This is a genomic window from Amycolatopsis sp. cmx-4-54, from assembly GCF_046548895.1.
In the GTDB taxonomy this organism is placed as follows: domain Bacteria; phylum Actinomycetota; class Actinomycetes; order Mycobacteriales; family Pseudonocardiaceae; genus Amycolatopsis.
The window spans coordinates 144,400-168,965 of the sequence record NZ_JAEBEJ010000017.1 but is presented as its reverse complement, the minus strand read 5'-3'; the positions used below and the strand labels follow the sequence as shown (position 1 = coordinate 168,965).

General features: G+C 69.8%; 18 protein-coding genes. 11 read left to right on the top strand and 7 right to left on the bottom strand.

Features of this window, described 5'->3' with window-relative positions; genetic code table 11:
- The first annotated feature begins 127 nt into the window (after window positions 1-127).
- The 4 genes from ACLJQ7_RS38770 to ACLJQ7_RS38755 all read left to right on the top strand — a co-directional run bounded on the left by ACLJQ7_RS38770 (window position 128) and on the right by ACLJQ7_RS38755 (window position 4,823).
- Entirely contained in the window at window positions 128-814 is a 687-nt protein-coding gene (locus ACLJQ7_RS38770; protein ID WP_410653212.1) for an HAD hydrolase-like protein, read from the top strand.
- A 9-nt stretch (window positions 815-823) separates the two neighbouring features.
- Window positions 824-1,729: a hypothetical protein gene (locus ACLJQ7_RS38765; RefSeq protein ID WP_410653171.1), complete on the top strand. Its 906-nt coding sequence runs from the start codon at window positions 824-826 to the stop codon at window positions 1,727-1,729.
- Window positions 1,726-2,577: a hypothetical protein gene (locus tag ACLJQ7_RS38760; protein ID WP_410653170.1), complete on the top strand. Its 852-nt coding sequence runs from the start codon at window positions 1,726-1,728 to the stop codon at window positions 2,575-2,577. Before ACLJQ7_RS38765 ends, ACLJQ7_RS38760 begins: the two co-directional genes overlap by 4 nt.
- 71 nt (window positions 2,578-2,648) lie before the next feature.
- Window positions 2,649-4,823: a bifunctional lysylphosphatidylglycerol flippase/synthetase MprF gene (locus tag ACLJQ7_RS38755; protein ID WP_410653168.1), complete on the top strand. Its 2,175-nt coding sequence runs from the start codon at window positions 2,649-2,651 to the stop codon at window positions 4,821-4,823.
- On the opposite strand, the gene ACLJQ7_RS38750 is transcribed toward ACLJQ7_RS38755, so the two are convergent.
- Together ACLJQ7_RS38750 and ACLJQ7_RS38745 are read right to left on the bottom strand one after the other, a co-directional pair.
- Entirely contained in the window at window positions 4,760-5,704 is a 945-nt protein-coding gene (locus tag ACLJQ7_RS38750; RefSeq protein ID WP_410653167.1) for a hypothetical protein, read from the bottom strand. The genes ACLJQ7_RS38755 and ACLJQ7_RS38750 overlap by 64 nt on opposite strands.
- A complete protein-coding gene (locus tag ACLJQ7_RS38745) occupies window positions 5,704-7,452 on the bottom strand; it encodes a proline--tRNA ligase (RefSeq protein ID WP_410653166.1) in 1,749 nt (582 codons plus the stop codon). Before ACLJQ7_RS38745 ends, ACLJQ7_RS38750 begins: the two co-directional genes overlap by 1 nt.
- Before the next feature lie 126 nt (window positions 7,453-7,578).
- Here ACLJQ7_RS38745 and ACLJQ7_RS38740 point away from each other — a divergent pair, with 126 nt between their 5' ends.
- A complete protein-coding gene (locus tag ACLJQ7_RS38740) occupies window positions 7,579-7,935 on the top strand; it encodes a VOC family protein (RefSeq protein ID WP_410653165.1) in 357 nt (118 codons plus the stop codon).
- Window positions 7,936-7,963: 28 nt separating this feature from the next.
- On the top strand, window positions 7,964-8,887 hold the full coding sequence (locus ACLJQ7_RS38735) for a 2-hydroxyacid dehydrogenase (RefSeq protein WP_410653164.1): 924 nt from the start codon (window positions 7,964-7,966) through the stop codon (window positions 8,885-8,887).
- A 577-nt stretch (window positions 8,888-9,464) separates the two neighbouring features.
- Here the strand turns inward: ACLJQ7_RS38735 and ACLJQ7_RS38730 are convergent.
- Window positions 9,465-10,400, bottom strand: coding sequence for an aminoglycoside phosphotransferase (locus tag ACLJQ7_RS38730; RefSeq protein ID WP_410653163.1), 936 nt, complete (start codon window positions 10,398-10,400; stop codon window positions 9,465-9,467).
- A gap of 73 nt (window positions 10,401-10,473) precedes the next feature.
- The gene (locus ACLJQ7_RS38725; protein ID WP_410653162.1) at window positions 10,474-11,442 is read right to left on the bottom strand and encodes a GNAT family N-acetyltransferase; all 969 of its coding nucleotides are present in this window, start codon (window positions 11,440-11,442) and stop codon (window positions 10,474-10,476) included.
- A 59-nt stretch (window positions 11,443-11,501) separates the two neighbouring features.
- On the opposite strand from ACLJQ7_RS38725, the gene yaaA reads away from it, so the two are divergent.
- Window positions 11,502-12,257, top strand: a complete 756-nt coding sequence (yaaA, locus tag ACLJQ7_RS38720; RefSeq protein WP_410653161.1) for a peroxide stress protein YaaA — start codon at window positions 11,502-11,504, stop codon at window positions 12,255-12,257.
- An 87-nt stretch (window positions 12,258-12,344) separates the two neighbouring features.
- A complete protein-coding gene (locus ACLJQ7_RS38715) occupies window positions 12,345-13,796 on the top strand; it encodes a trypsin-like serine protease (protein WP_410653160.1) in 1,452 nt (483 codons plus the stop codon).
- Window positions 13,797-13,860: 64 nt separating this feature from the next.
- Here the strand turns inward: ACLJQ7_RS38715 and ACLJQ7_RS38710 are convergent, their stop codons facing one another.
- From ACLJQ7_RS38710 to ACLJQ7_RS38700, 3 genes are all read right to left on the bottom strand, one after another.
- Window positions 13,861-15,384 (bottom strand): phytoene desaturase family protein, encoded by a 1,524-nt coding sequence (locus ACLJQ7_RS38710; protein ID WP_410653159.1) that lies wholly within the window; start codon window positions 15,382-15,384, stop codon window positions 13,861-13,863.
- A 71-nt stretch (window positions 15,385-15,455) separates the two neighbouring features.
- A complete protein-coding gene (locus tag ACLJQ7_RS38705; protein WP_410653158.1) occupies window positions 15,456-17,003 on the bottom strand; it encodes a S8 family serine peptidase in 1,548 nt (515 codons plus the stop codon).
- Window positions 17,003-18,166, bottom strand: coding sequence for a S8 family peptidase (locus tag ACLJQ7_RS38700; RefSeq protein ID WP_410653156.1), 1,164 nt, complete (start codon window positions 18,164-18,166; stop codon window positions 17,003-17,005). The genes ACLJQ7_RS38705 and ACLJQ7_RS38700 overlap by 1 nt, the downstream gene beginning before the upstream one ends.
- A gap of 310 nt (window positions 18,167-18,476) precedes the next feature.
- Between ACLJQ7_RS38700 and ACLJQ7_RS38695 the strand changes: the two genes are divergently transcribed.
- The 3 genes from ACLJQ7_RS38695 (at window position 18,477) to ACLJQ7_RS38685 (ending at window position 24,428) form a co-directional block, all read left to right on the top strand.
- On the top strand, window positions 18,477-21,302 hold the full coding sequence (locus ACLJQ7_RS38695; RefSeq protein ID WP_410653155.1) for an ATP-binding protein: 2,826 nt from the start codon (window positions 18,477-18,479) through the stop codon (window positions 21,300-21,302).
- A 336-nt stretch (window positions 21,303-21,638) separates the two neighbouring features.
- A complete protein-coding gene (locus ACLJQ7_RS38690) occupies window positions 21,639-22,580 on the top strand; it encodes a serine protein kinase RIO (protein WP_410653154.1) in 942 nt (313 codons plus the stop codon).
- A 342-nt stretch (window positions 22,581-22,922) separates the two neighbouring features.
- A complete protein-coding gene (locus ACLJQ7_RS38685) occupies window positions 22,923-24,428 on the top strand; it encodes a DEAD/DEAH box helicase (RefSeq protein ID WP_410653153.1) in 1,506 nt (501 codons plus the stop codon).
- The last annotated feature ends 138 nt before the right edge of the window (window positions 24,429-24,566 follow it).

Below are 24,566 nucleotides of genomic sequence, written 5' to 3'. Positions count from 1 at the left end.
GACCGTTCTCCATTTATTCGTCATCTGTTGAATTAGAGCCCAAGGTAAGCCTCCCGGACACGGAAGTCAACAGACGTTGAATTAGCTCACCGGTACCGTCGGCGGCGTGACTACTCCGCATCGGCTCGTGCTGTGGGACATCGACCAGACCCTCGTGGACCTGCGCGGCGTCGGCGCCGCCTGGTACACGACCGCGCTCGCCGAGGTCGCCGGCGTCGAGCTGCGGGCGTTGCCGAATTTCGGCGGCCGCACCGAACGCGCCATCAGCGCGGACATCCTGACCGCGCACGGTGTCGAGCCCACCGAAGAGAACGTGCGCAAGCTCTGGCTCGCGCTGATCGCGGTCTCCGAGAGTCACGCCCCGACGCTGGCTTCGAGCGGCCGGGCGCTCCCGGGCGCGAAGGACGCGCTGAACGCCTTCGCGACGCAAGGCGGCATCGTCCAGACACTGGTCACCGGGAATCTGCCGGAGATCTCCGTGCACAAGCTGACCGCGTTCGAGCTGCACGAGCACGTGGACTTCGAGATCGGCGGCTACGGCTCGCTCTCGGCGCACCGCCCCGATCTGGTGCCCGCCGCCGTCGGCCACGCTTCGGCGAAACACGGCACGGAGTTCGCGCCGGCGTCGGTCGTCGTCATCGGCGACACCCCGGACGACGTGCGGGCCGCGCTCGACAACGGCGCCGTCGCGGTGGCCGTGGCGACCGGGCAGTTCAGCGCGGAGGAACTGACCGACGCGGGCGCGCACACCGTGCTCGGCGACCTGTCCGATCTGGCAGCAGTTCGTGCCGCCGTGCTCGGCAGGGCCGACTAAACTCGTTCCATGGCATACCCAGGCGGCAACGGCTGGCCGGAGCGACCACAGCAGCCCGATCAGCGGCAACCCCCACCGCACGGGTATCCGCCCCAGTACGCCCAGGGTCCCCAGCAGCAGTACCAGGGTTACCAGCAGTTCCCACAGCAGACCTACCAGGGTTTCTCGCCGGAACCGCCGAAGAAGGGCAAGAAAGGCCTCCTGCTCGGCCTCGGCGCGCTCGTCGTGGTCATCGCCGTCGGGGCCACGCTCTTCTTCGTGCTGCGTGACGGCGACGATCCGCGGCCCGCGCCCGCCCCGCCGCCCGCGGCCGCGTCCGCGTCGAAACCGCCGTCGACTTCCCAGCGCGGCGACGCCCCGGAGGACAACAAGGTGCCGGCGAAGACGCTGGGCTGGCAAGGAATCGTCTCCCGGCAGGACAAGACGGCGTACGACCTTCCCCCCATGGGCTGGGAGACCAAGCCGGGCTACACCACCGGGAACACCGAGCGCGACTTCAAGATGGTCATCCGCGAGGCGATGCGGTACAAACTCGGCGCCTGCCCCGACATCAGCGGCTCGCACCGGGGACTGGTCGGCTTCGCCACCGCGGATCAGATCCCCGTCGACAACGCCGCCAGAGGCGCTGTCCGGCTCTGGATCCAGTCCGCGACCGGCAAGCCCGACGTGCCGTTGCCCGAGGTCAAGCAGATCCCCATCGCGGACGGCACGATCCAGGCTCTCAGTTCCACCGCCTCCTTCACCCCGAGCGAAGGCGAAGGCTGCCGGGCGCCGAGCGTGAAGGTCACGTCCGCGGCGTTCAAGCTCGGTGAGCAGACCATCTGCTTCGTGATGGTCCTCGACCAAGGCACCCCGGACGCCCTGTCCGAAGCAGACGCGCAGATGATCCTCGCGAGTTTGAGGCCGCAGCAATGACCGGCCCCGGTGGGTGGATCGACGAACCTCGGCCGTGGTTCGTCGATCCACTCACCGGGCAGCCGCTCGAAACCGAAGCCGAGCAGACGAGGCCGCTTCCGGTCGTCCGGGACGCCGTCCCGCCGCGCCGCCGCCTCCGCCTCAGGCCGACACTGGGTGTCCTCGGGCTGGCCGTCGTCCTCGCCGTCGGCACGGCGGCCACCTACCAGGCCAAGACCGCGCCTCCGCCGCCGTCCGCCCACCAGCTCGTCCTGCCCGACCCGGTGCCCGTCACGCGGATCCAGCCGGTGATCGCGGGCTGGCAACCGGTGGTGTCCGACGATCACCCGTTCGTCTACGACGTCCCGCCCGACTGGAGACTCGAAGAGCCCGACGTCGCCATCGGCTACGAGACCCCGGCCGGGGACCTCGTCACGCTGCAAGGGGTCGCCCGGTTCCGCCGCGCCTTCTGCCCCGGCACCGATCTCTCGGCACGCGCGACGGCGGGATTCACCACCATCGACGAGGGCGAAGTCGGCGGCCTCGCCCAGGCCGCCGAGGAAACGACGCTGCGCTGGGCCGAAGCCGCGTACGGACGCTCCCCGAAGACGGAGGTCGGCGAAACCGGGCCGGTGCCGGTCCTGGACGGCGGGACCACCGCCACCGCCGTGACCACCACCGTCGTCCCCGCCCCGGGCGGACCGTGTCCCGCCCCGTCGGTCGCGATCACCGCGATCGCCCTCCCGCTGCGCGCGCTGCCCGGATCGGGCCGCTACCACGTCCTCCTGGTACTGGCGGACCAGGAGATCCCCGGCGCGATAGCCAGCGGTGTCGTCCTCAAGATGGGTGAGAGCATCCGTCGCGAGTAGCACTCCCCTAAGGGATAAATGGGTCCCGTGCCGGATGTGTCCGAGCACCTCCCGGACCTAGTTTGAGTTCCATGCCAAAAGGGGGAAGCGGGACGGCCGCGCCGGGCCGGACGCACAAGATCGCCACGGTGCTGAGGCACCGGCTGCCTTTCACGAGCCTCGTCACGCTGACCATGCTCGCGCTCGCCTTGGCCACGGGCGCGCTCTGGTCGGCCGCCGAGGATCGCGCGGTGTACCCGTACATCGCGTATGGGCTGCCGTCGCTCGAATCAGGCCGGTGGTGGACCTTGTTCACCGGACCGCTGTTCGCGGTCGTCCCGCTGTACTACCTGCCGATGGTGCTCAGCTTCGCGTTGTTCTCCGGCTTCGCGGAATGGCGGCTCGGCACCCGCCGGGCGATGGCCGTCACCATCGGCGGCCAGTTCGTCAGCGTGCTGGTGGCGGTCCAGTTCCTGGCACTGAGCCGCAACTCCGGCTGGGAATGGGCGGAACGGGTCGCGGGCAGCCTCGACGTCGGGTTCTCCGGCGGCGCGCTCGCCGCGGTCGCGGTCGCCAGCGCCACCCTGCGTCCGCCGTGGCGCCTGCGGCTGCGAGCCGGGCTGTGCGTCTACGCCGGGATCGCGATCATCTTCGTCGGCACGCTCGCCGACCTCGTGCACTTCTTCGCTCTCATCCTCGCCCTGCCGTTCGGCCGAAAGTTCCTCGGCGCCAAGGACTCCTCGCGCGAACGGAGGCCGAGCCTGCGCGAGTGGCGGTTCTACGTCATGGCCGGTCTGCTGGTGCTGACGGTCGCCGAACTGGTGATGTCCTTCGTGCCAGGCAACGGCCCCTTCGGTTCGTCCGAAGAGCTTTCGCTGTCCACCTGGGAGGTCGTCGTCCTGTGCCTGATCGTGGTGCCGATCATGAACGGCCTGCGCAAGGGCAGCCAGGTGGCCTGGTGGTGCGCGATGATCCTGACCTCGTTCGTCATCCTGCAGGTGATGGTCTACGGCGGGGTGCTCACCCTGGCGGAGATCTTCGGCGAGGACGCCGGCGTGGTGGATCCGCCGCTGTTCTTCGTGGACAACCTGCTCTGGACGGTCGAATTCGCCCTGCTGGTCTCTTCGCGCGGCGCCTTCCGCGTGCCGTCGCGGCGGAAGCGCCGCCGCCTCGGCCGGATGGGCAATCCCGCGCTCGCCCGCACGCTGCTCAGCCGCCACGGCGGGAGCACGCTTTCGTGGATGACGACCTGGCCGCAGAACTCGTACTTCGTGGCCGCGGACGGCAAGTCCTACCTCGCCTACCGGCGGCACGCCGGGGTCGCCATCGCCCTCGGCGACCCGATCGCCCCGGACGGCGCCGCCGACCGGACGATCGCCGAGTTCATCACGATGTGCGAGAACACCGGTCTCGTGCCGTGCCTGTTCTCCGCCACCGGCGAAACCACCGCCAAAACCGAAGAGCTCGGCTGGAAGCAGGTCCAGGTCGCCGAGGACACCCTGATCGAGCTGGAAACGCTGGAGTTCCGCGGCAAGCGCTGGCAGGACGTGCGAACGGCGCTCAACCGGGCCAAGAAGGACGGCATCGAGTTCCGGCTCGTCCGGCTCGCCGACCAGCCGCGCGCGGTGATCTCGCAGGTCCGCGCGATCTCCGAGGAGTGGATCAGCGACAAGGGCATGCCGGAAATGGGCTTCACCCTCGGCGGCGTCGACGAGGCGATGGATCCCGAGACCCGCGTGGGTCTCGCGGTGGACGCCGACGGCGTGGTCCACGGCGTGACGTCGTGGCTGCCGGTCCACACCGGCGCGGGCGCGATCGGCGGCTGGACCCTCGACGTCATGCGCAAACGCGCCGACGGGTTCCGCCCGTCGATGGAGTTCCTGATCGCGTCGTCGTGCCTGGCCTTCCGCGAGGAAGGCGCGAAGTTCGTCTCGCTGTCCGGCGCCCCGCTGGCGAGCTCCGGCGAACCCGCGCACGCCGTCGAGCGGGTGCTGGACGCGCTCGGCACGATGATGGAGCCGTTCTACGGCTTCCGTTCGCTGCACGCGTTCAAGGCGAAGTTCCAGCCGCGCCACGTGCCGCTGTACCTCGCGTTCCGCGACGAGGCGGACCTGCCGCGGATCGGGATCGCGCTCGGCCGCGCGTACCTGCCGAACACCGGGCTGCTGCGGCTGGCGAAGCTCGCGCGGTCGGGCAAGAAACCTCAGCGCAACGTCGAAGGCGGCGGCGTGATGGTCTTGCGGTCGGCCTCCGGGACACCCCGGTAGGTCTTGAGGATCTTCAGGATCAGCTCGCGGTCCGCACCGCCCGGCGCGTCCTGGCCCGAATAGACGGCCAGGGCCGCCGAGGCGTCGCCCAGTTGCGGCGCGATCACTCCGACCAGGGCGCGCTGGGCGCCACACTGCCCCGGCGGGGTGACGACCTCCGCCAGCAGGATGCTCGCGGGGACCTTCTTGCCGGTACCGAGGGTGAACTCGGTCGTCTGAGGCGCTTCCGGAGTGATCTTGGCGGTCAGCGGGCCGTTCTCCGGGTTGTAGGCGCTGACCGCGAGATCGTCGACCGCCTTCTTCGCGGCGGCGGTGACATCAGCGGGGTCGGAGACCTTCACGTTGGCCACACCGCTGCCGCCGATCCTGCTCCCCTTCTCCTGGGGGCAGTAACCCTCGCCGACGAAGGCGCTGGCGACCATGGTGATGCCCGGGACCTGGGTGCCCTTTTCCCAGCCGTGGATCGTGCCGGGTTTCGGCGTCCAGTTCGGCGGGACGTCGTAGGCGTAGACGCCGTCCTTCCCGGCCACCGACTGCCAGCCTTCGGTCACCGGCGGCGCGACGACCCGCGGCGAAGGCGTGTAGACGACCGGGGCCCGGGTGGTCGGCGCGCCGCTGTCGGAAGACCGGTCGCCGGTGTTCGAGAGTGCGGCGACCGCGATGACACCGATCGTCGCGAAGAAGCCGTACATGGCCCTGCGCCCGCTCCGCGACATCGGCTGCTTCGCAGGCTTCTGCGGCTCCGGTTCGGCTGGGGCCGGTGTCTCGGGAGCAGGCGTGTAGCCGGACGAGTCCGAAGGCTGATAGCCCCCGAACCCGTCCAGCGCCGCGTTGTCCTCGTAGCCCGGGGAATCCCCGCGCTTCTTGCCGAAAAGGCCCATTACGAACGGACGAGTTTGACCAGGTGCTCCACGACCGCGTCGACGGCGATCTCCTCGCGGTCGCCGGTGCGACGGTCCTTGACCTCGACGACACCGTTGGCCAGGCCGCGCCCGACGACGAGGATCGTCGGCACCCCGACGAGTTCCGCGTCCGCGAACTTCACGCCCGGGGTGGCCTTGCGGTCGTCGAGGACGACCTCGACGCCGGCGGCGTCCAGTTCGGCGGCGAGCTTCTCCGCGCCCGCGGCGACCGTCTCGTCCTTGCCCGCGATGACGACGTGCACGTCGAACGGCGAAACCTCGCGCGGCCAGACGATGCCGAGGTCGTCGTGGTTCTGCTCGGCGAGCACGCCGACCAGCCGCGAGACGCCGACGCCGTACGAACCCATGGTGATGCGGATGGGCTTGGAGTCCGGGCCCAGCGCGTCGAGTTCGAACGCGTCCGCGTACTTGCGGCCCAGCTGGAAGATGTGCCCGATCTCGATACCGCGCGCGGCGACCAGGGTGCCCTTGCCGTCGGGCGACGCGTCGCCCTCGCGGACCTCGGCGGCCTCGATCGTGCCGTCACCGGTGAAGTCGCGGCCCGCGACCAGGTCGACCACGTGGTGGTCGCGCTCGTCGGCGCCGGTGACCCAGGCGGTGCCGTCGACGACGCGCGGGTCGAGCAGGTAGCGGACGCCGTTGTCCTTCAGCGCCTTCGGGCCGATGTAACCCTTGACGAGGAAGGGGTTCTTGGCGAAGTCGGCCTCTTCGAGCAGTTCGAACTCGGCGGGTTCGAGCGACGCTTCGAGGCGCTTCGTGTCGACCTCGCGGTCGCCGGGGAGGCCGATCGCGAGCAGCTCCCACTCCTTCGCGCCCGGCTGGCGGGTCTTCACCAGGACGTTCTTGAGCGTGTCCGCGGCGGTGAAGGTACGGCCGAGATCGGCGTCATTCAAAAACGCGACCAGGGACTCGATGGTCGGGGTGTCCGGCGTGTGGTGGACCTTCGCCTCGGGCAGGCCCTCGACCGGCTTCGCCTCGGAAGCGGGGGTGGTGACCGCTTCGACGTTGGCCGCGTACCCCGATTCGGTGCTGCGGACGTAGGTGTCCTCACCCGTCTCGGCGACGGCGAGGAACTCTTCGGAGGCCGAACCGCCCATCGCGCCGGAGGTCGCCTTCACGACGACGTACTCGATGCCGAGGCGGTCGAACAGCTTCGTGTAGGCCTGGCGGTGCAGCTCGTACGACTTGGTCAAGCCCTCGTCGTCGAGGTCGAAGGAGTAGGAGTCCTTCATGACGAACTCGCGGCCGCGCAGGATGCCGGCGCGGGGGCGCGCTTCGTCGCGGTACTTGGTCTGGATTTGGTACAGGACGACCGGGTAGTCCTTGTACGAGCTGTATTCACCCTTCACGGTGAGCGCGAAGAGCTCTTCGTGCGTCGGGCCGAGAAGATAATCGGCGCCCTTGCGGTCCTTGAGGCGGAACAACGCGTCGCCGTACTCGGTCCACCGGCCGGTGGCCTCGTAAGGCTCCCTCGGCAGCAGCGCGGGGAACTGGATCTCCTGCGCGCCGATGGCGTTCATCTCTTCGCGGACGACGTTCTCGATACGGCGCAGCACCCGCAGGCCCAGCGGCAGCCAGGAGTAGCCGCCCGGGGCGACCCGGCGGACGTAGCCGGCGCGTACCAGGAGCCGGTGGCTCGGTACCTCGGCGTCCGCCGGATCCTCACGCAGGGTGCGAAGGAACAACGACGACATCCTGGTGATCACTTCTGGGCTCCTCGCTGGAATTACGTGCTGAGACGTTCTGCGCAGCGTAGTCACCCCGCCCCGGGCCGGTTCAACCGGTTATCACGGGCGCCCGGTTTTGTCGGTGGGTGCCGCTAGCGTGCCGCCATGGGTATCGAGCTGGGCATGATCACGATCGACTGCGCGGATCCGCGCGGCCTCGCGGAGTTCTGGACGAAGGCCCTCGTGGTCGAGGTGGATCAGGACCACGGTGGCGAGTTCCTGATCCTGCGCGCCAAGAAGGAGAACGGGCCGGTGTTCGCCTTCCAGCGCGTGCCGGAGGAGCGGGCGGGCAAGAACCGGGTCCACGTGGACTTCGGTACCGACGACATGGAGAAGGAGGTGGAACGTCTGGTCGGGCTGGGTGCGAAGAAACTGGACAGGCACGAGATGCCGGGCTTCGCCTGGACGGTGCTGGCCGATCCCGTCGGCAATGAATTCTGCGTGGCCGCCCACGAGGGCTGAGGCAGGCCGCGATGGTCAGAATGGCGGCATGACGGAGCGAGCCATCCTGCCCTGGTCCGATATCGAGCTGCCCGAGGGCCTGAGCGCGCGGCTCTACGACGGTCGGGGTCCGCTGCCGGAAGAGGGCCTCGATGACGTCGAGGTCTACGTGCTGCCGTACGACACCGGTGCCGAGCCGATGAAGCTGCTCTCCCGGCTTCCGTCACTGAAGCTCGTGCAGTCGCTGTCAGCCGGAGTGGAGAAGCTGATCCCGCTGGTGCCGGCGGGGGTGCGGCTGGCCAACGGCCGCGGCCTGCACGACCTCAGCGTGGCCGAGCACGCGCTGGCGCTGATCCACGCGTCGCAGCGGAATCTGCCGCGCTGGTTCGCGCAACAGGCAGCGGCGTCGTGGGTACGCGAGCACACGCGCTCGCTCGCCGACAGCCGGGTGCTGCTGGTGGGCCACGGGTCGATCGGCCGGGCCATCGAGCGGCAGCTGGTCGCGGCCGAAGCGATCGTGACCAGGGTGGCGAGCACGGCCAGGCCCGCGGAGCGTGTGCACGGAGTCGGCGAACTGGCGGAACTGCTGCCGTCCGCCGACATCGTGGTCCTGATCCTGCCCGAAACACCCGCGACCACGGGCCTGTTCGGTGCCGCGGAACTCGCCGCGCTGCCGGACGGCGCACTGGTGGTGAACGTCGGGCGGGGTTCGGCGGTCGACACCGCGGCGCTCACGGCCGAGGCCGGCTCCGGGCGGCTGCGGGCCGCGCTGGACGTCGTCGATCCGGAACCGCTGCCCGCCGGGCATCCACTGTGGACCGCGCCGGGAGTGATCATCACGCCGCATATCGCGGGCGGATCGGCATCGTTCTACCCGCGCGCGAAGCGGCTGGTCGCCGAGCAGTTGCGCCGGTACGCCGCCGGTGAGGAGCCGCTGAACCTCGTGAACGGTAAGGACGGTTTTGAGGGGTAAGTCAATATGGCGTGGTGTCTCTTGTCACGGCTGTGAAGGCCCTCCTTCCCTACCTTCAGGGTCAGGGTCCCGACAAGGTCGCATAACCGCTGGTGAAGTGAGTGGCGAGGGACGATTCGGGTTCTGGTCCCGGGGCTCGCCACAGTGGCCTGACACCTTCTCGACTGTCCACAGGGGACTCTTTCCAGGTAACAGCGCTTGATTCGGGCGCTTTTCGAAGGGGTCGTGAGTGGCAATGGTCGTTCTAACGATCATTACCACTCACGACCCCCACCGAGAAACGAACATCAAGCCATCAATCAGACATTTCACCGCTCGACAAGGTCCTCGTGGACCTTCAGAGGCTTGACGGTTGCCTCGAGTAACTCACGACCCCGAACCGACCAGCGGTTATGCGACTTTGCCGGGACCCTGACCCTGACGGTAGGGAAGGAGGCCTTCACGGGCCTACCCCCGACACGACACGTTTGCCTTACCCCTTAAATCTGGCCACTCACGAGAGCCGCCTGGCGTGCCCCTGCCCTGTCGCGTCCTGTCGTAGGCGTTGCGATCGCCGCTCACAGGCGGGCACGAGGCCCTACTGCCAGTGCGTCCGGTAGGCGAGCCAGCCCCGCATGGCCGCAGCGAGACGGCGCTGCGCCGCGCGGACGCCCGTCGTCGCGGGCGGTTCCGGTAGCCGGGACGCTCGTTCGGCGTGCCCGGCCAGCGCGACGCCGAACGCGGTGACCGCCCAGACCGGGACACCGGCCAGCACGGGCCGCCGCCGGAGCAGGCGGTCGACGTCGGCGGGCTCGTGCCCGGCGTCGAGCAGGTACGGGACGAGCGCGACCAGATCGAGCCAGCCCGCACCCCGCGCCGGGTAGCGCCAGTTGGTGACCAGCACCCTGCCCGGCCCGGTCCGCACCAGGTATTCAGGCTGGATGTCGTTGTGCAGCAACGTGTCCCCAGCCGACCAGGGATACCAGGACGTCTCCAGCTGGACGAGCCGGTCGAGGTTGCGGACGGCCCAGCCGTCGAGGTCGTCCGGTGGCTCCTTCGCCAGTTCGTGCCAGCCGCGCAGGAGCGGGCCGAGATCGTCGAGGGCGTCCGGGACGTCGGGCAGCGGGCACGGCGTGAGAGTGCGCCCGAGCGCGCCGAAGGTGGCCAGTACCGCGGAGAGGTCCGGCGACCCCGGGCGAAGGTTCGGCCTGGTGCCGTCGAAGTCGGCGAACGCGAGCACCAGCCACTCGCCGTCCACAAAGGACAGCAGCTTCGGTGTCGGCGCCTCCGGGGGGAGGCGTCGCGCGATGGCGGCCTCCGTCCGGTAGCCACCCGCGCGCGGGCTGCCCGCCGGGATCGCCTTCAGGAAGACCCAGCGATGACCGCGTTCGAGTTCGAGCCGCGCGGCGACACCGCCGTCGAATTCCGGGGTCTGCCACAACGAACGACGGACCGCCGACCCGAGCTCACGCTCCACGGCGTCACGCGTCTCCGACGGCAGATCGTGCCAGCCGAGGCGTGCGGAAACCGGCAACGCCCAACCACCCCCAGCGATCTCTCCGAGAAGATCGACTGTACCGAAATCCACCCTTTCGGGTGACAACCGGTCAGGTCGGAACGGGTTTCACGTACCCGGCCCAGCGCTGGAACTCGCTGAACCCGACACGCTCGTAGACACCGAGGGCACGGTGGGTGTTGTCCTGGTCGACGTTGAGCGAAGCCCGCTGGAAACCCTTGGCCTTCGCCTGGGTGAGCGCGTGCCCGAGCAGCGCGCCCGCGATCCCGCGTCCGCGAAGACCCGCGTCGGTCGCGACGTGACTGACGTACAGATCCTTCACGCCGGTGGCGGCCGTGTCGGAGGCGAAGTGGGCGCTCAGCACCATCGCGACCGCCCGATCCCTCTCCGGGCTCAGCAGCAGGAATGACAGGTCCGGCTGGAAGTCCTTCGCGCCGACCACGAGATGCCGCCAAGCCTCCGGGGACTGCTCCGTGCTCCCCCAGTGGTCGGCGAAGGTCTCGTTGCGGGACCGCAGCGTGAAGGCCTCGTACTTCTGCTCGTACGCGACGAGCGGGAACTCTTCGGGCAGCGGTTTGACCGGCGGGATCATGCCGAGGTCCGCCCGCATGTCGACGAACCACCGGGCGTGCTCGTACCCGGCGCCCACGAGTACCTCGGAGAGCCAGCGCTGTTTGGTGTTGACCCCGGCGTGCAGTTCCAGCGGTACGTCCGGATGGGACGTCGCGTGGAGAGCCTTGCCCGCCTCTTCGAACCAGCCGGTGAGGCGCGCGGCGATCGCGTCATCACGGTACGCGGGGTGGACGAGCGCCTCGACCCGCATCATGTGCACCGGATCCGCCGCGTCACGCTTCCGGAGCAGACCGTAGGCGACCAGGGTGTCGCCATCCCACGCGCTGGTGGACGCCGTCGGCAGGTCGACGGTCGGCGTACCGATCTCTTCGGCGAGGTCCTCCGCGCTGTAGTGCTCCTCGATCGGCTCGGCACGCTCCGCCTCGGCGAAGGTCTCGGCCAGTCGCGGCATGTCGTCCATGGTCAGCGGGCGCCAGGTCAGGCTCATGCGGACGAGGTTAAGCCCGCGCCTCGGGGTGACGCACTCCATTTAGTTACGCTTCCGTGGTGCTCGTGCTCCTCCCCCCTTCCGAGACCAAGGCCGCCGGCGGCACCGGCGCACCGCTGGACCTCGACGCGCTGTCGTTCCCGGAACTGAACCCGACCCGGGCGAAGCTGGCCGACGCGCTGACCGAACTGGCCGTCGACGTCCCGGCCAGTGTCGCCGCGCTCGGCATCACGCCGCGGCAGGCCGACGAGGTCGCCCGCAACGCCGAGCTGTGGACGTCCCCCACGATGCCCGCGCTGCGCCGCTACACCGGCGTCCTCTACGACGCGCTCGACGTGAAGTCCTTCACCAAGGCGACACTGGCGAAGGCCGAGAAGCGCCTCGCCGTCGCTTCGGCGCTGTTCGGGGTGGTCGCGGCGACCGACCCGATCCCCGCGTACCGGCTTTCGGGTGGCAACGCGCTGCCGTCGCTCGGCACCGTCCGCAGCGTGTGGAAGCCGGTCCTCGAACCGGCGCTCCAGGGTGTCGAGGGGCTCGTCGTCGACCTGCGGTCCGGGACCTACTCGGCGCTGGCGAAGCTCCGCCCGGACGCGGTGACCGTGCGCGTCGTGACCGAGGACGCGAAGGGCGACCGGACCACGGTGAGCCACTTCAACAAGGCGTACAAGGGGCGGCTGGCCGCGGAGCTGGTGAAGTCACGCAGCGAACCGTCCACTGTGGAGCAGCTGATGCGGGTCCTGGCGAAGGCGGGTCTCGACGTCGAGCGCACCGGGGACCACAGTATCGAGCTGCTCACCGGCGACGGAGCGCATTAGTTCCGTACCCCTACGGGCTCCTTCCTCGATTGTTCCGCCAGGTGCACATGCGGAAAGTGATTTCCAGCCACCTGGAAAGGAATCACCGTGAACAGAAGACAACGGCTACTGGGGATCGCCACCGCCACCCTCGGCTGCCTTTCGGTCCTCCTGCCCGCTCCGGCGGCCGCCGCGAACCTGCCGGCCGTCACCCCGACGGATCAAGCGGTCGTCCCCGGTGGACTGCACACGAACTCCATCGGCGGCACTCCCGCCTCGGTCAAGGACCACCCGTTCATCATCGCGGGCCTGCGCGAAGGCGGGACGCGGCCGCAGGGTCAGACGTGCACCGGGTCGGTCGTCGCGCCGCGCAAGATCCTGATCGCCGCGCACTGCAAGGACGCGGCCGGCGAGAAGTCCTTCCTGTACGGGCTGGACGATCTCAACGCCGGTGGCGGAACGCGGATCGGCGTCGTCAGCTACGAAAAGCACCCGAAGTACGTCAACTTCGACCAGGGTTACGACGTCGCCGTCGTCACCACCGACGCCGACATCCCGGTGCCGGGTGGCCAGTACGCGAAGGTCGCGACGTCGGCCGACACGGAGCTCCACAAGCCGGGCCAGTCCGGGCTCGGGCTCGGCTACGGCAAGAAGAACCACAACGACAGCCCCGCGAACGTCGAACTGCACAAGTTCACGCTGCCGATCGTCCAGGGCAGCAACTGCAGCGGGGTCGGCGCGGGCTTCAAAGACGCCACGATGATCTGCAGCGGCTACAGCGACGGCCGCGTCACCATCCTGCCCGGCGACAGCGGCGGGCCGCTGATCGTGGACGGCAAGGTCGTCGGTGTCGCGTCGTGGAGCCGCAGCGACTTCAAGTGGTACAGCGTTTACGGCAGGCTCAACAACGAGATGGGCGACTGGGTCAAGCAGCAGATCGGCGAGCCGCAGAACCCGGAGAAGTTCTCGCTCGGGGTGACTCCGTCGGCTCTCAAAGTCGAGCCGGGCAAGTACGTTTCGGCCACGGTGACCAGCAAGCCCGGCAAGAACGGTGCGGAGAAGGTCGATCTCAGCGCTTCAGGTCTTCCCGAGGGCGCGACGGCCACGTTCCAGCCCACGTCCATCAACTCGGGTGAGTCGGCGAAGGTGAGCATCGAGGTGCCCGCCGGGACGGCCCAAAAGGACTACGCCGTCACGATTTCGGGCAAGGGCACCACCGACACCGCGACCACGAACCTGACGCTGACCGTCGGCGACGGCGGGCCGCAGCCCGGCGAACTCAAGGTGGGCCTGAGCCCCACCAGCGGAACGTCGCAGCCCGGCTTCTTCAGCAATGTCACGGTTTCCGCCACCGGCGGCACGGGCTCGATCACGTTGTCGGCGTCCGGGCAGGGACTGCCGTTCGCACCGTTCTTCAACCCGAAGACGATCTCGAGCGGCGGCAGTTCGACCATGCAGGTGGTCGCGCCGTTCCAGCGCGGTACGTACCCGGTGACCGTCACCGCGACGGACTCGGCGGGCAAGACCTCCACCGCGACCTACACCCTCACCGTCCAGTAGCGAGACAAGTCCGTGAAGGCCTCCTTGAGGGACTCTGGGTCCCTCAAGGAGGCCTTCACGGACTTCAGGACGGGGCGAGCACCGCCATCGCGGCATTGTGTCCGGGGATGCCCGAGACACCGCCGCCCCGGACGGCGCCCGCGCCGCAGAGCAGGACCCGCTCGTGTGCGGTCTCGACACCCCAGCGGCCCACCTGAGCGGCATCCGCGGCATACGGCCACGACAGATCGCGATGGAAGATGTGTCCCGCGGGCAGTCCCAGCTCGGCTTCGAGGTCCAGCGGCGTCTTCGCCTCGACGCACAACCCGCCGTCCGGCGAACGCAGCACGCAGTCCTCGATCGGCTCGGCCAGCACACTGTCCAAAGAGGACAACGTCGCCCGCAACGCCTCGTCGCGCGCGGCGTCGTTGCGCCCCTCGAACAGCCGCGCGGGCATGTGCAGGCCGAACAACGTCAGCGTCTGCACCCCGGCGGCCCGTTCGGCCGGGCCGAGGATCGACGGGTCGGTCAGCGAATGACAGTAGATCTCGCACGGCGGCAGCGACGGGATCCGGCCCGCCGCCGCCTCGGCGTAGGCCGTCGCCAGCTGCCCGTATCCTTCGTTGACATGGAACGTCCCGCCGAACGCCTCCCGCGGATCGACGCTCGCATCGCGCAGCCTCGGCAGCCGTGAGAGCACCATGTTCACCTTGAGCTGAGCGCCTTCCGGTGCCTCCGGCGGCTCCTCCCCCAGCAACCGCGCGAGCGTCCGAGGCGCGACGTTCGACAGCACGTGTCCGCCGCGCACGGTGAATTCGTCGTCGCCGAGCCGGTAGCGCACTGAGCCACCGGGGTCGACCGACAGCACTTCGGCGCCGGTCACCAGCCGTGCCCCGGCGGAAGACGCGGCCGACGCGAGCGCCCCGGTCACCGCGCCCATCCCGCCCACCGGCACGTCCCAATCGCCGGTCCCGTTGCCGATCACGTGGTAGAGCAGGCACAGGTTCTGCCGGAAATCCCCGGCTCCGGCGAACGTCCCGATCAGCGCGTCGGTCAGGACGACGCCGCGGACGGTGTCGTCGCCGAACATCCCGGTGAGCGTCTCCGAGATCGGCCGTTCGAACAGCGCGTCCCACGCCGCCGGCTCGATGCCCGAACTTAGTTCCTCCCTGGACACCAGCGGTTCGGTCAGGGTGGGGAACGTCCGTTCCGCGACCTGAGCCGTCATCGCGTAGAACCGCCGCCACGCCTCGAAATCCTCGGTGGACCCGGTGAGCGCGGAGAACGACGCCGAGGTCCGGCCGTCGTCACCCGTGTCGACAAGGAGACCGCCGTCGCCGACGGGTGTGTACGACGACATCCGCCGCCGCCGCAGAGCGAGGCTCAGCCCGAGATCCGCGATGATCTCGCGCGGTAGCAGGCTCACCAGGTACGAGTACCGCGACAGCCGGACGTCGACGCCGGGGAAGGCACGGAAGGAGACCGCCGCCCCGCCGACCTCGTCGCGCCGTTCCAGCACCAGCACCGAGCGGCCTGCCCTGGCCAGGTAGGCCGCCGCCACCAGCCCGTTGTGCCCGCCACCGACGATCACGGCGTCGAACGATTCCATGCGAGCCTCCCAGCGAAAACGACGATGCGCCGCGGTCATCGTGACCGCGGCGCACCGCCGTTCGCAAGGACTCAGAAGGTGATGGAGAAGCCTTCGATCGTCCCGCTGTCGAACCGGTAGACGTCACGGACCCGTAGTTTCCAGGTCCCGTTCGCCGGTTCGGACGAGGCGTTCACCGTGTACGACGTGTGCACGCCGCCCGCCTCGCCGATCCCTCCCGCCTGCTTGAGGCCGAATACCGCACCGCTCGGCCCGATCAGGTCTATCGCCAGGTCACCGGTGTAGGTGTGCGCGATGTCGACCTTGACGGGCAGCGTCGCCGACGCCTTGCCGTCGCAGCCTTCCTGCGTCACCGAACTGGTCACCGCGTCACCCGCGTCCGGAATGGACACCGGTGTCGTGTTGGATTTGGCCCCGCACGTGGGCGTGGGGCCACCGCCGCCGATGAACGACACGTTCACCAGCTTGTTGGCCGTACCACTCGGCAGGCCCTTGAGCACGCCGTCCGAGGCGTTGTTCACCAGCGCGTCCCGCGTCTGCTGCGCGGTGGCGCCGGGGTTCGCCGCCAGGTACATCGCCGCCGCGCCCACCACGTGGGGCGTGGCCATCGACGTGCCGTTGTTGACCGCCGTACCACCGTTCGAAGTGGACAGCGACGTGATGTTGCTGCCAGGGGCGAAGATGTCCACGCACGAACTGTGGTTGGAGAACGACGACTTGTTGTCGTTGATGTCCGAGGCGCCGACCGTGATCGCCTCGGGGACCCGCGCGGGGCTGACGTTGCAGGCGTTCTGGTTCTCGTTGCCCGCGGCCACCACGTAGACGAAGCCCGCCGCGATGGACTTCTTGATGACGTCGTCGCCGACCCCGGCCTGATCCATCCGGAGGCTCAGGTTCGCCACCGCCGGTTTGGTGCCGTTCGCGGTGATCCATTCGGCCGCGTCGATGATGCCCGAGTCGGGACCGTTGCCCGAACAGTCGTTGCCCAGCACCTTCAGCCCGACGAGCTTGACCTTCTTCGCCACGCCGTAGGTCTTGCTGCCGATGGTGCCCGCGGTGTGACTGCCGTGCCCGTTGCAGTCCTTCCCGTTGCCGCCGAAGAAGTCTTTGCCGACCGACGCGCGTCCCTCGTACTCAGGGTTCTCCGGGTTGATCCCGGTGTCGAGGTCGTACGCGGTGACGCCCTCACCCGTGTTCGGGTAGGTGTAGCTCTTGTCGAGCGGCAGGTTCTTCTGGTCGACCCGGTCGATGCCCCAGGTGGGGTTGGTCTGCGTGCCCACGGCACGCGCGGTGCCGTCCTGGTACACCGTCTTGACCGCCGGGTCGGCCGCTAGCCGTCGCGCCTGACGCTCGGACATGCCCTTGACCGAGAACCCGCGGAGCACGTTCTTGTACGCCGACCGGACCTCGCCGCCGTAACGGCCTGTCAGCGCGGCCGAGGACTGCTCGACCGCCATGGCGCCTACCTCGTGGAGCTCCACGATGTACTGATCGCCGTAGTGCTGCTTCGCCTGCACGACAACGCCTTCCGCCTCCGCGGCGAGGGCGTTGCCCGCGGCGAGCGCGGCCAGCGCGGTGGCCGCGACGGCCACCACACCGGCCCGCACGCCGCGCCGCATCAGAGACCCGCCACGTTCAGCAGCTTGTTCGTCGAACCGGTGCCCGGGCTCTTGACGACACCACTGGTGGCGGCGTTGGCGAGACCGGAGGCGACGGCGGCCGGGGTGGCCGACGGGTTCGAGGTCAGGTAGATCGCGGCCGCGCCGGCGACGTGCGGCGTCGCCATCGAGGTACCGCTCATCTGCTGGGTGCCGCCACCGTTGCGCAGGGAGGTGATGCTGGTGCCCGGCGCGAAGATGTCGGTGCAGCTGCCGTAGTTCGAGAACGAGGACCGGCGGTCGTCGCTCTGGGTGGCGTTGACGGTGATGGCCTCACGGACGCGGGCCGGGCTGGTGGAGCAGGCGTCCGTGTTGGAATTGCCGGAGGCCACCGTGTTGGTGATACCCGCGGACACGGCGCGGCGCACGGCGGCGTCGACACCGGAGTCGGCCGGGCCACCGAGGCTCATGGTGAGCACCGACGGGCCCTTCGCGTTCTTCACGACCCAGTCGATCCCGCTGATGATCTGCGAGTACTGGCCGCTGCCCTGGCAGTTCAGCACGCGGACCGAGACGATCTTGGCGCCCTTCGCGACGCCGTAGGTGGCACTGCCGACGGTACCGGCGACGTGCGTGCCGTGGCCCTGGCAGTCGCGGGCGTCGCTGTCGTTGTCGATGAAGTCGTACCCGCTGGTCGCCCGGCCGCCGAATTCGGACTGGCGGTAGTCCACACCGGTGTCGAGGACGTAGACCGTCGCCCCGGATCCGGTGTTCGGGTAGGTGTACTTCTTGTCCAGCGGCAGGTTCTTCTGGTCGATCCGGTCCAGGCCCCAGGTGGGGTTGGTCTGGGTGCCGGTCATATGCGCGACCGCGTCCTGCTGGACGAAGTCGACGTTCGGGTCGGCGGCGAGGCGTTTCGCCTGTGCCTCGGTCATCTTCGCCGAGAAACCGTTCAGCGCGGCGGTATAGGTCGCCTTCACCTGGCCGCCGTACTTGGCCGCGAGGCCGGCGTCGCCGCTCTTGAGCGACACGATGTACCCGTCCGTGACGGCTCCCGGCACACCGGCGCCGCGGATCTGCCCCTCGGCGGCCGCGGCCGGTCCGGCGAAGGCCACGGTGGCCGCCGCACAGGCCCCGGCGAGCACCGCACCCGCGATCCGGTGACGTCGAAGTTCTCCACGCATTTCCTGAGCTCCGTTCACTCGAACAGGTGGTTCACGCCGGCGAGGATCCGGGCCGACGCCGTGACGTGCAGTCACGCATGAATCACTTTCGGGTGGCGGTACCTGCGCGAACAAGCGAGGCAACACTCCGTAGGACTACGTATCTAATAGGTGAACGCCCCGTCCCTACGAAAGTTCTGTGCCGGTCCGAGTGGGTTCCGTGATCACTAAGCAGGCGCTTAAGCTGCGTTCACTCGAACGGTGTGGTTCGTGAAGCGGGGGTGACCCGGCAATGGTGATCGGTGGCTGCCGACGCAGGACGAGCGCGCCCGTGCTCGTCGGCCGTGAGGCGGAACTACGCGAACTCCTCGACAGCGCGATGCGCTCGCCGTCGGTGCTCATGCTCGAAGGGGAAGCGGGGGTGGGCAAGACCCGGCTCGCCGCCGAACTGCTGGCCTGCCCCGAACTGGGCGGACGGCCGGTCCTCACCGGAACCTGCCAGCCGCTGCGCGAGCCCTTCCCGTACGGCGTGGTCTTCGACGCGCTGAAAGACATCCGCCCGGCGCGCGACCTCAACCCCGTGACCGGTGTCCTCGCGCCCTATCTGCCGGAACTCGCGGCCTTCCTGCCTGAGCCGCCGCCCCGGCTCGGTGATCCGAGGGCCGAACGGCACCGGCTCTTCCGCGCCGTCCGGGAACTGCTCGGTTCGCTGGGCCCGCACGTCCTGCGCATCGAAGACCTCCATTGGGCGGACGACGGATCCCGCCGCCTGCTGCGGTTCCTGATGACCGACCCGCCCGCGGGCCTGACCCTCCTGCTCACGTACCGGCGGGAAGAGACGCCCGGCGGCATCCCGCTCGGCAGCGCCTACCGTCCGGCGCCCGGCACCGCGCACGCGCTCGTCACCCTCCGGCCCTTGGACCGCGACGGCGTCCAAGCGCTGGTATCGACGCTGCTCGGCGAAGCGAATGTGTCCGCCGAGTTCGCCGCGCGGCTGCACGAGCGGACCGGGGGGATCCCGTTCGTGGTCGAGGAGATCGTGCACGCGATCGGAGGCGTCGAGGGCGCGGTGCACGCCGACGGCGCGACCGCGCGGCATCTGCTCGACACGGTCGAAGTCCCGGCGCTGCTGCGGGAAGCGACGGTCGAACACCTCGTCGCGCTGCCGCCCGCCGCCCGGCGGATCGCCGAAGCCGCCGCGGTCCTCGCCACACCGTCCACTTCGGACCTGCTGGCCGCCGCGGCGGCGCTCACCCCCGAGCGCGCCCGCCGCGGGCTCGTCATCGCGCTCGAACGCAACGTCCTGGTGGAGACCGGGGAAGGCACATACGGCTTCCGGCACGCGTTCGCCCAGCAGGCCGCGTACCGCACCATCCCGGGCCCCGACCGCCAGGAACTGCACCGGCGGGCCGCGCGGCTGCTGCGCGATCGCCTGCCCCAATCGCTGGTACGGCTGGCCGAGCACTGCCGCAAGGCGGGTGACCGGGCCGGTGCCCTGAAGTACGGCGAAGCGGCCGCGGACCAGGCGTCGGCGGTCGGTGATCTCGCGACCGCGACGGATCTGCTCCGCACCCTGCTCGACGAACCGGGCCTGCAACCGTCCGATGTGGACAGACTGGCGGTCAAGTTCAGTTCGGTGGCCTGCAACGGTCTCGCGCAGACCGAGGTCGTCCCGGCGCTGGAGCGGCTGCTCACCGACGGCAGGCTCTCCGGACGCCTGAGCGGTGAGGTCCGGCTGGGGCTCGGGCTCCTGCTGGTGCGCCAGGCAGGCGGGCTGGAGGCGGCGAGGACCGAGATCGAGATCGCCGTCAACGACCTCGCCGACCGGCCCGACCTGGCGGGCCGTGGGATGGGCGTCCTCGCGCAGCCGTGGGTCGGCGCGACCCCGCTGCGGGAGCACCGGCGCTGGATGGACCGGGTGGACGAGCTCATCGAGCGGGCGACCGACCGGCGGCTGAAGATCATCCTGCTGGCCAACAACACGGCGTCGCGGCTGCACATCGGGGACGCGCGCGGCTGGGACATGCTGGACCGGGCGCCCACCAGCGTCGGTTCCGCCGACGAACAGCGGCATCTGGCGCGGCTGCACTGCAACAGCGCCGACGCCTGCGCCTGGACCGGCCATCATCGGCGAGCCAGAAGCCTGTTGCACAGTGGGATGCAGCTGGCCGCCGACTGCGGGGCGCCGTACGTCGTCAGCACCGCCCGCGCGACGGCCGTCCACACCGACTGGCTCACCGGGAACTGGGACGGCCTCGCCGAACGGGCCTGCGCGCTGATCGACGAGTACCGCGACCTCCTGCCCGTGACCAGCGAACTGTGCCTGGTCCTCGGTCTGCTCGCCGCCGCCCGCGGCGAATGGGACGAGGCCGCGGCCCGGTTCGCCGGCACCGCGGCGGACCAGCCGGAGAACGCGTTCACCCCGGTCGCGATCGCCGCGCACGCCGGGATGGCGGGCATGCTGCTCGCGCAGGACCTCGGCGAGGCCGCCGTCGCGCAGGCCGAAAAGGGACTGGAACTCTTGCGCGCCAAGGGCGTTTGGGCCTGGGGCGCCGATCTGCTGATGGCCGCCGCCGACGCCTACTGCGCCACCGGGCGGGACGCCGAGGCACAGGCGCTGACCGACGAGTTCGAACGCGAGATCGGCGACCTCGACGCGCCGTCGACCCTGGCGGCGCTGGCCGCGAACCGCGGGCTCGTCGCGGCGTCACGGGGTGAGCACACGGAGGCGATCGAGGCCTTCGAGCGGGCAAGGGCCCGGTTCGACGGTCTTCCCGCGCCGTATCACGCGGCGCTGATCGCCGAACGCGCCACGCGCTGCCGTCTGGCCCGCAACGAGGACGTCGCCGAGACCTTCGCGGCGCTCGCGGAGACCTTCGACCACCTCGGCGCCACCCGCGACGCCGCGCGCTGCCGCCACGCCTTCCGGTCCACCGGCGCGGTCGCCCCGTCGCGACGTGGCCGCCGTGGTTACGGCGACGAACTGTCCCCCCGCGAGCGCGACGTCGCCCGCCTGCTGGCCGCCGGGCACACCAACCGGGAGATCGCCGAGGTGCTGTTCCTGTCCCGGCGCACGGTGGAACAGCACGTCGCGAGCGTCCTGCGGAAGCTGAAGGTGCGGTCGCGGAGCGAGCTGGCACGGCTGCGGTCGGCGTAGGCGCGCGGTTACCGAGTCCGTGAAGGCCTCCTTGAGGGACTCTGGGTCCCTCAAGGAGGCCTTCACGGACCACCAGGCCCGAGAGTCAACCGCGGCCGGGATCCACGTAGGTACCTAAGAGACGACCCAGAACACACACGAAATTAAATCGGTTGCGGTCGTCCGGAGGGGTCGGGGATGATCGTGCGCGATCCGGCAGGGAGCCGGTGGATGCGACAGGGAGGTGCCTCGTGCTGATGACTGTCCGGGGCGTTGCCCGCCCCCATCCACTCGCCCCTCGAGGCTGAGCCACGACGCTCGCCCGGTGGGGCATCCCTGATCTAGGAGAACCCACCAGTGCGCAAGCACGATCTCGAAGAGTCCTACGAACAACGTCCTCGCCGCACCCGTCGTGCCCGTTTCGACGACGAGCCCGAACCCACGCGCGGCGGACGGCTCACCGAAGCCGAACGCGTCCGGCTCGCCCGGCTGCGTGATGACGCCTACACCGAAACCGCCATCCCCGACGGCGCCGACCGCTGGAGCACGTGGGGAGAAGCGGAGCACGGTCCGCTGCCACGCCCGGACTGGGTGATCACCGAACTGGCGGCGGTGGACACCGAACTCGGCATCCTCAAGACCGGCAAGGAGGCGGACGTCCACCTCGTCCGGCGCAATCTGCCCGGTACCGACGGCGTCGTGCTCGCCGCCAAGCGGTATCGCAGCGGCGAGCACCGGCTGTTCCATCGCGACGCCGGCTACCTCGAAGGCAGGCGGATGCGGCGGTCGCGGGAGATGCGGGCCATGGAGTCGCGCAGCAGCTTCGGCCGCAACCTCATCGCCGAACAGTGGGCCGTGGCCGAATTCGGCGCGCTGAGCAGGCTTTGGGCGGTCGGCGCGCCGGTGCCGTACCCGGTGCAGCGTGACGGCACGGAGCTGTTGCTGGAATTCCTCGGCGACGGTGAGACGGCCGCGCCGCGCCTGGCGCAGGTCCGGCCGGAGCCCGAGCAGTTGCGGGAACTGTGGTTCCAGACCGCGGCGATGCTGGAACTGCTGGCGTCGCAGGGGCTCGCGCACGGCGACCTCTCGGCGTACAACCTGCTCGTCCACCGTGAGCGGATCATGGTGATCGATTTGCCGCAGGTGGTCGACATCGTGGCCAATCCGGGTGGGCTGGAGTTCCTCGCGCGGGACGTGCGGAACATCGCGACGTGGTTCCACTCGCGGGGGCTGTCGGAGCGGCTCACGGCCGTTCCGGAGCTGATCGAGGAGCTGAAGGAGATCGCCGGTCTCCGGTGACCGTCCACAGTGTCATGAAAGGGTCGTTCCCGGCGCGCGGTGCCGGGAACGGCCCTTCGTGGAGACCCTGCCCACAATCGGTCCCTCGGGTTGGGAGGCCGGATAACGGTCCGGTACAGTAGTGACAGACCGCAACCGGCGGCGTGGATGAGTGGTGTCCGTCGCCTCCAAAGCCAACCGAATGGCTCGCGGTATCCGTATCAACCAATTGGCGCGCGGTGTCACGCAGACGCGGTGTGCCGGGTTCGTCCCTGTGAACGCCCATCTGTGCACACCATCTTGCCTTGCCTGCGTGCGGGCAGCCCGGGCCTCCTTGCGACGTGCCACGTCCGAGAGGCATTTGTGACAGTCACGTTCAACTCCGGCCCCACCTCACCGTCGGCGCGTCAGCACCGCAAGCCGCGCACCCGCCCCGCGGGTGACGCGATGCTGCACAACGACGCCGTCGAGAGTGTCAAGGCCACGACCTGGGCGGAGCTCGGGCTTCCCGAGCCGCTGCTGCGGGCACTGGCCGACGCCGGAATCACCACCCCCTTCCCGATCCAGTCGGCGACCATCCCCGACGCGCTCGCCGGTCGCGACGTGCTCGGCCGCGCCCAGACCGGTTCCGGCAAGACCCTGGCCTTCGGCCTCGCGATGCTGACCCGGCTCAACGGCGGCCGCGCCCGTCCGAAGCACCCGCGCGCGCTGATCCTGGTCCCGACCCGCGAGCTGGCCATGCAGGTCGCCGACTCGCTGACCCCGCTGGCCAAGTCGCTCGGCCTGTGGTGCCGCACCGCCGTCGGCGGGATGGCCTTCACCCGCCAGGCCGACGCGCTTTCCCGCGGCGTCGACCTGCTGATCGCCACCCCCGGCCGGCTGTCGGACCACGTCCGCCAGGGCACCGCGTCGCTGTCCGACATCAACTTCGTCGCGCTCGACGAGGCCGACCAGATGGCCGACATGGGCTTCATGCCGCAGGTCCGCGAGATCCTCGACCTGACCCCGGCCCGCGGCCAGCGCCTGCTGTTCTCGGCCACCCTCGACGGTGACGTCGACAGGCTGGTCCGCGCGTACCTGACCGACCCGGTCACGCATTCGGTCGCCCCGTCGACCGCGAGCGTCACCACCATGGACCACCACGTGTTCCAGGTGTCGCACCAGGACAAGCAGGACATCATCACCGAGATCGGCGCCCGTGAGGGCCGCACGATCATGTTCGTCCGCACCAAGCACCACGTGGACCGCCTCACCGAGCGCCTGCGCGAGAAGGGCGTCCACGCGGCCGCGCTGCACGGCGGCAAGACCCAGGGCCAGCGCAACCGCGTCCTCGCGGACTTCAAGGAGGGCTTCGCGCCCGTCCTCGTCGCCACGGACGTCGCCGCGCGCGGTATCCACGTCGACGACATCTCGCTGGTGCTGCACGTCGACCCGGCCGCCGACCACAAGGACTACCTGCACCGCGCCGGCCGCACCGCGCGCGCCGGGGCGTCCGGTGTCGTGGTCACGCTGGTCACCCACGACCAGCGCCGCATGGTGCGCCGGATGACCGACCGCGCCGGTGTCCGCGCCGAGCAGACCACGGTCCGCCCGGGCGACGCCGAGCTCGCTCGTATCACCGGTGCGCAGCAGCCCAGCGGCGAGCCGGTCGTCGAGCGTCGTCGTGAATCCCCGCGTCGCGGCGGTGGCCGCGGCTACGGTGGCGGCGACCGCGGCGGTTACCAGGGTTCGCGCGAGGGTCACGGTCACCGCGAAGGCGGCCGTCCCGGCGGTTTCCGCGGCCGCCCGCGTCGCGGCGAGTCCGGCGGCGGCAACGGCCGCCCGCAGCGTCCGGGCAACGGCCGCCCGCGTCGCAGCTACGACAGCTGAAGTAACTGAAGCCGGTTTCCCCCGGCGGCTAGTGCCATGAAAGGTCCTTTCCTTGCAAAATTTGCAAGGAAAGGACCTTTCATTGCGTTCGCAGTGGGGACCACCACAGCACACCGCGAGGCGCGGATGGGAGACTGC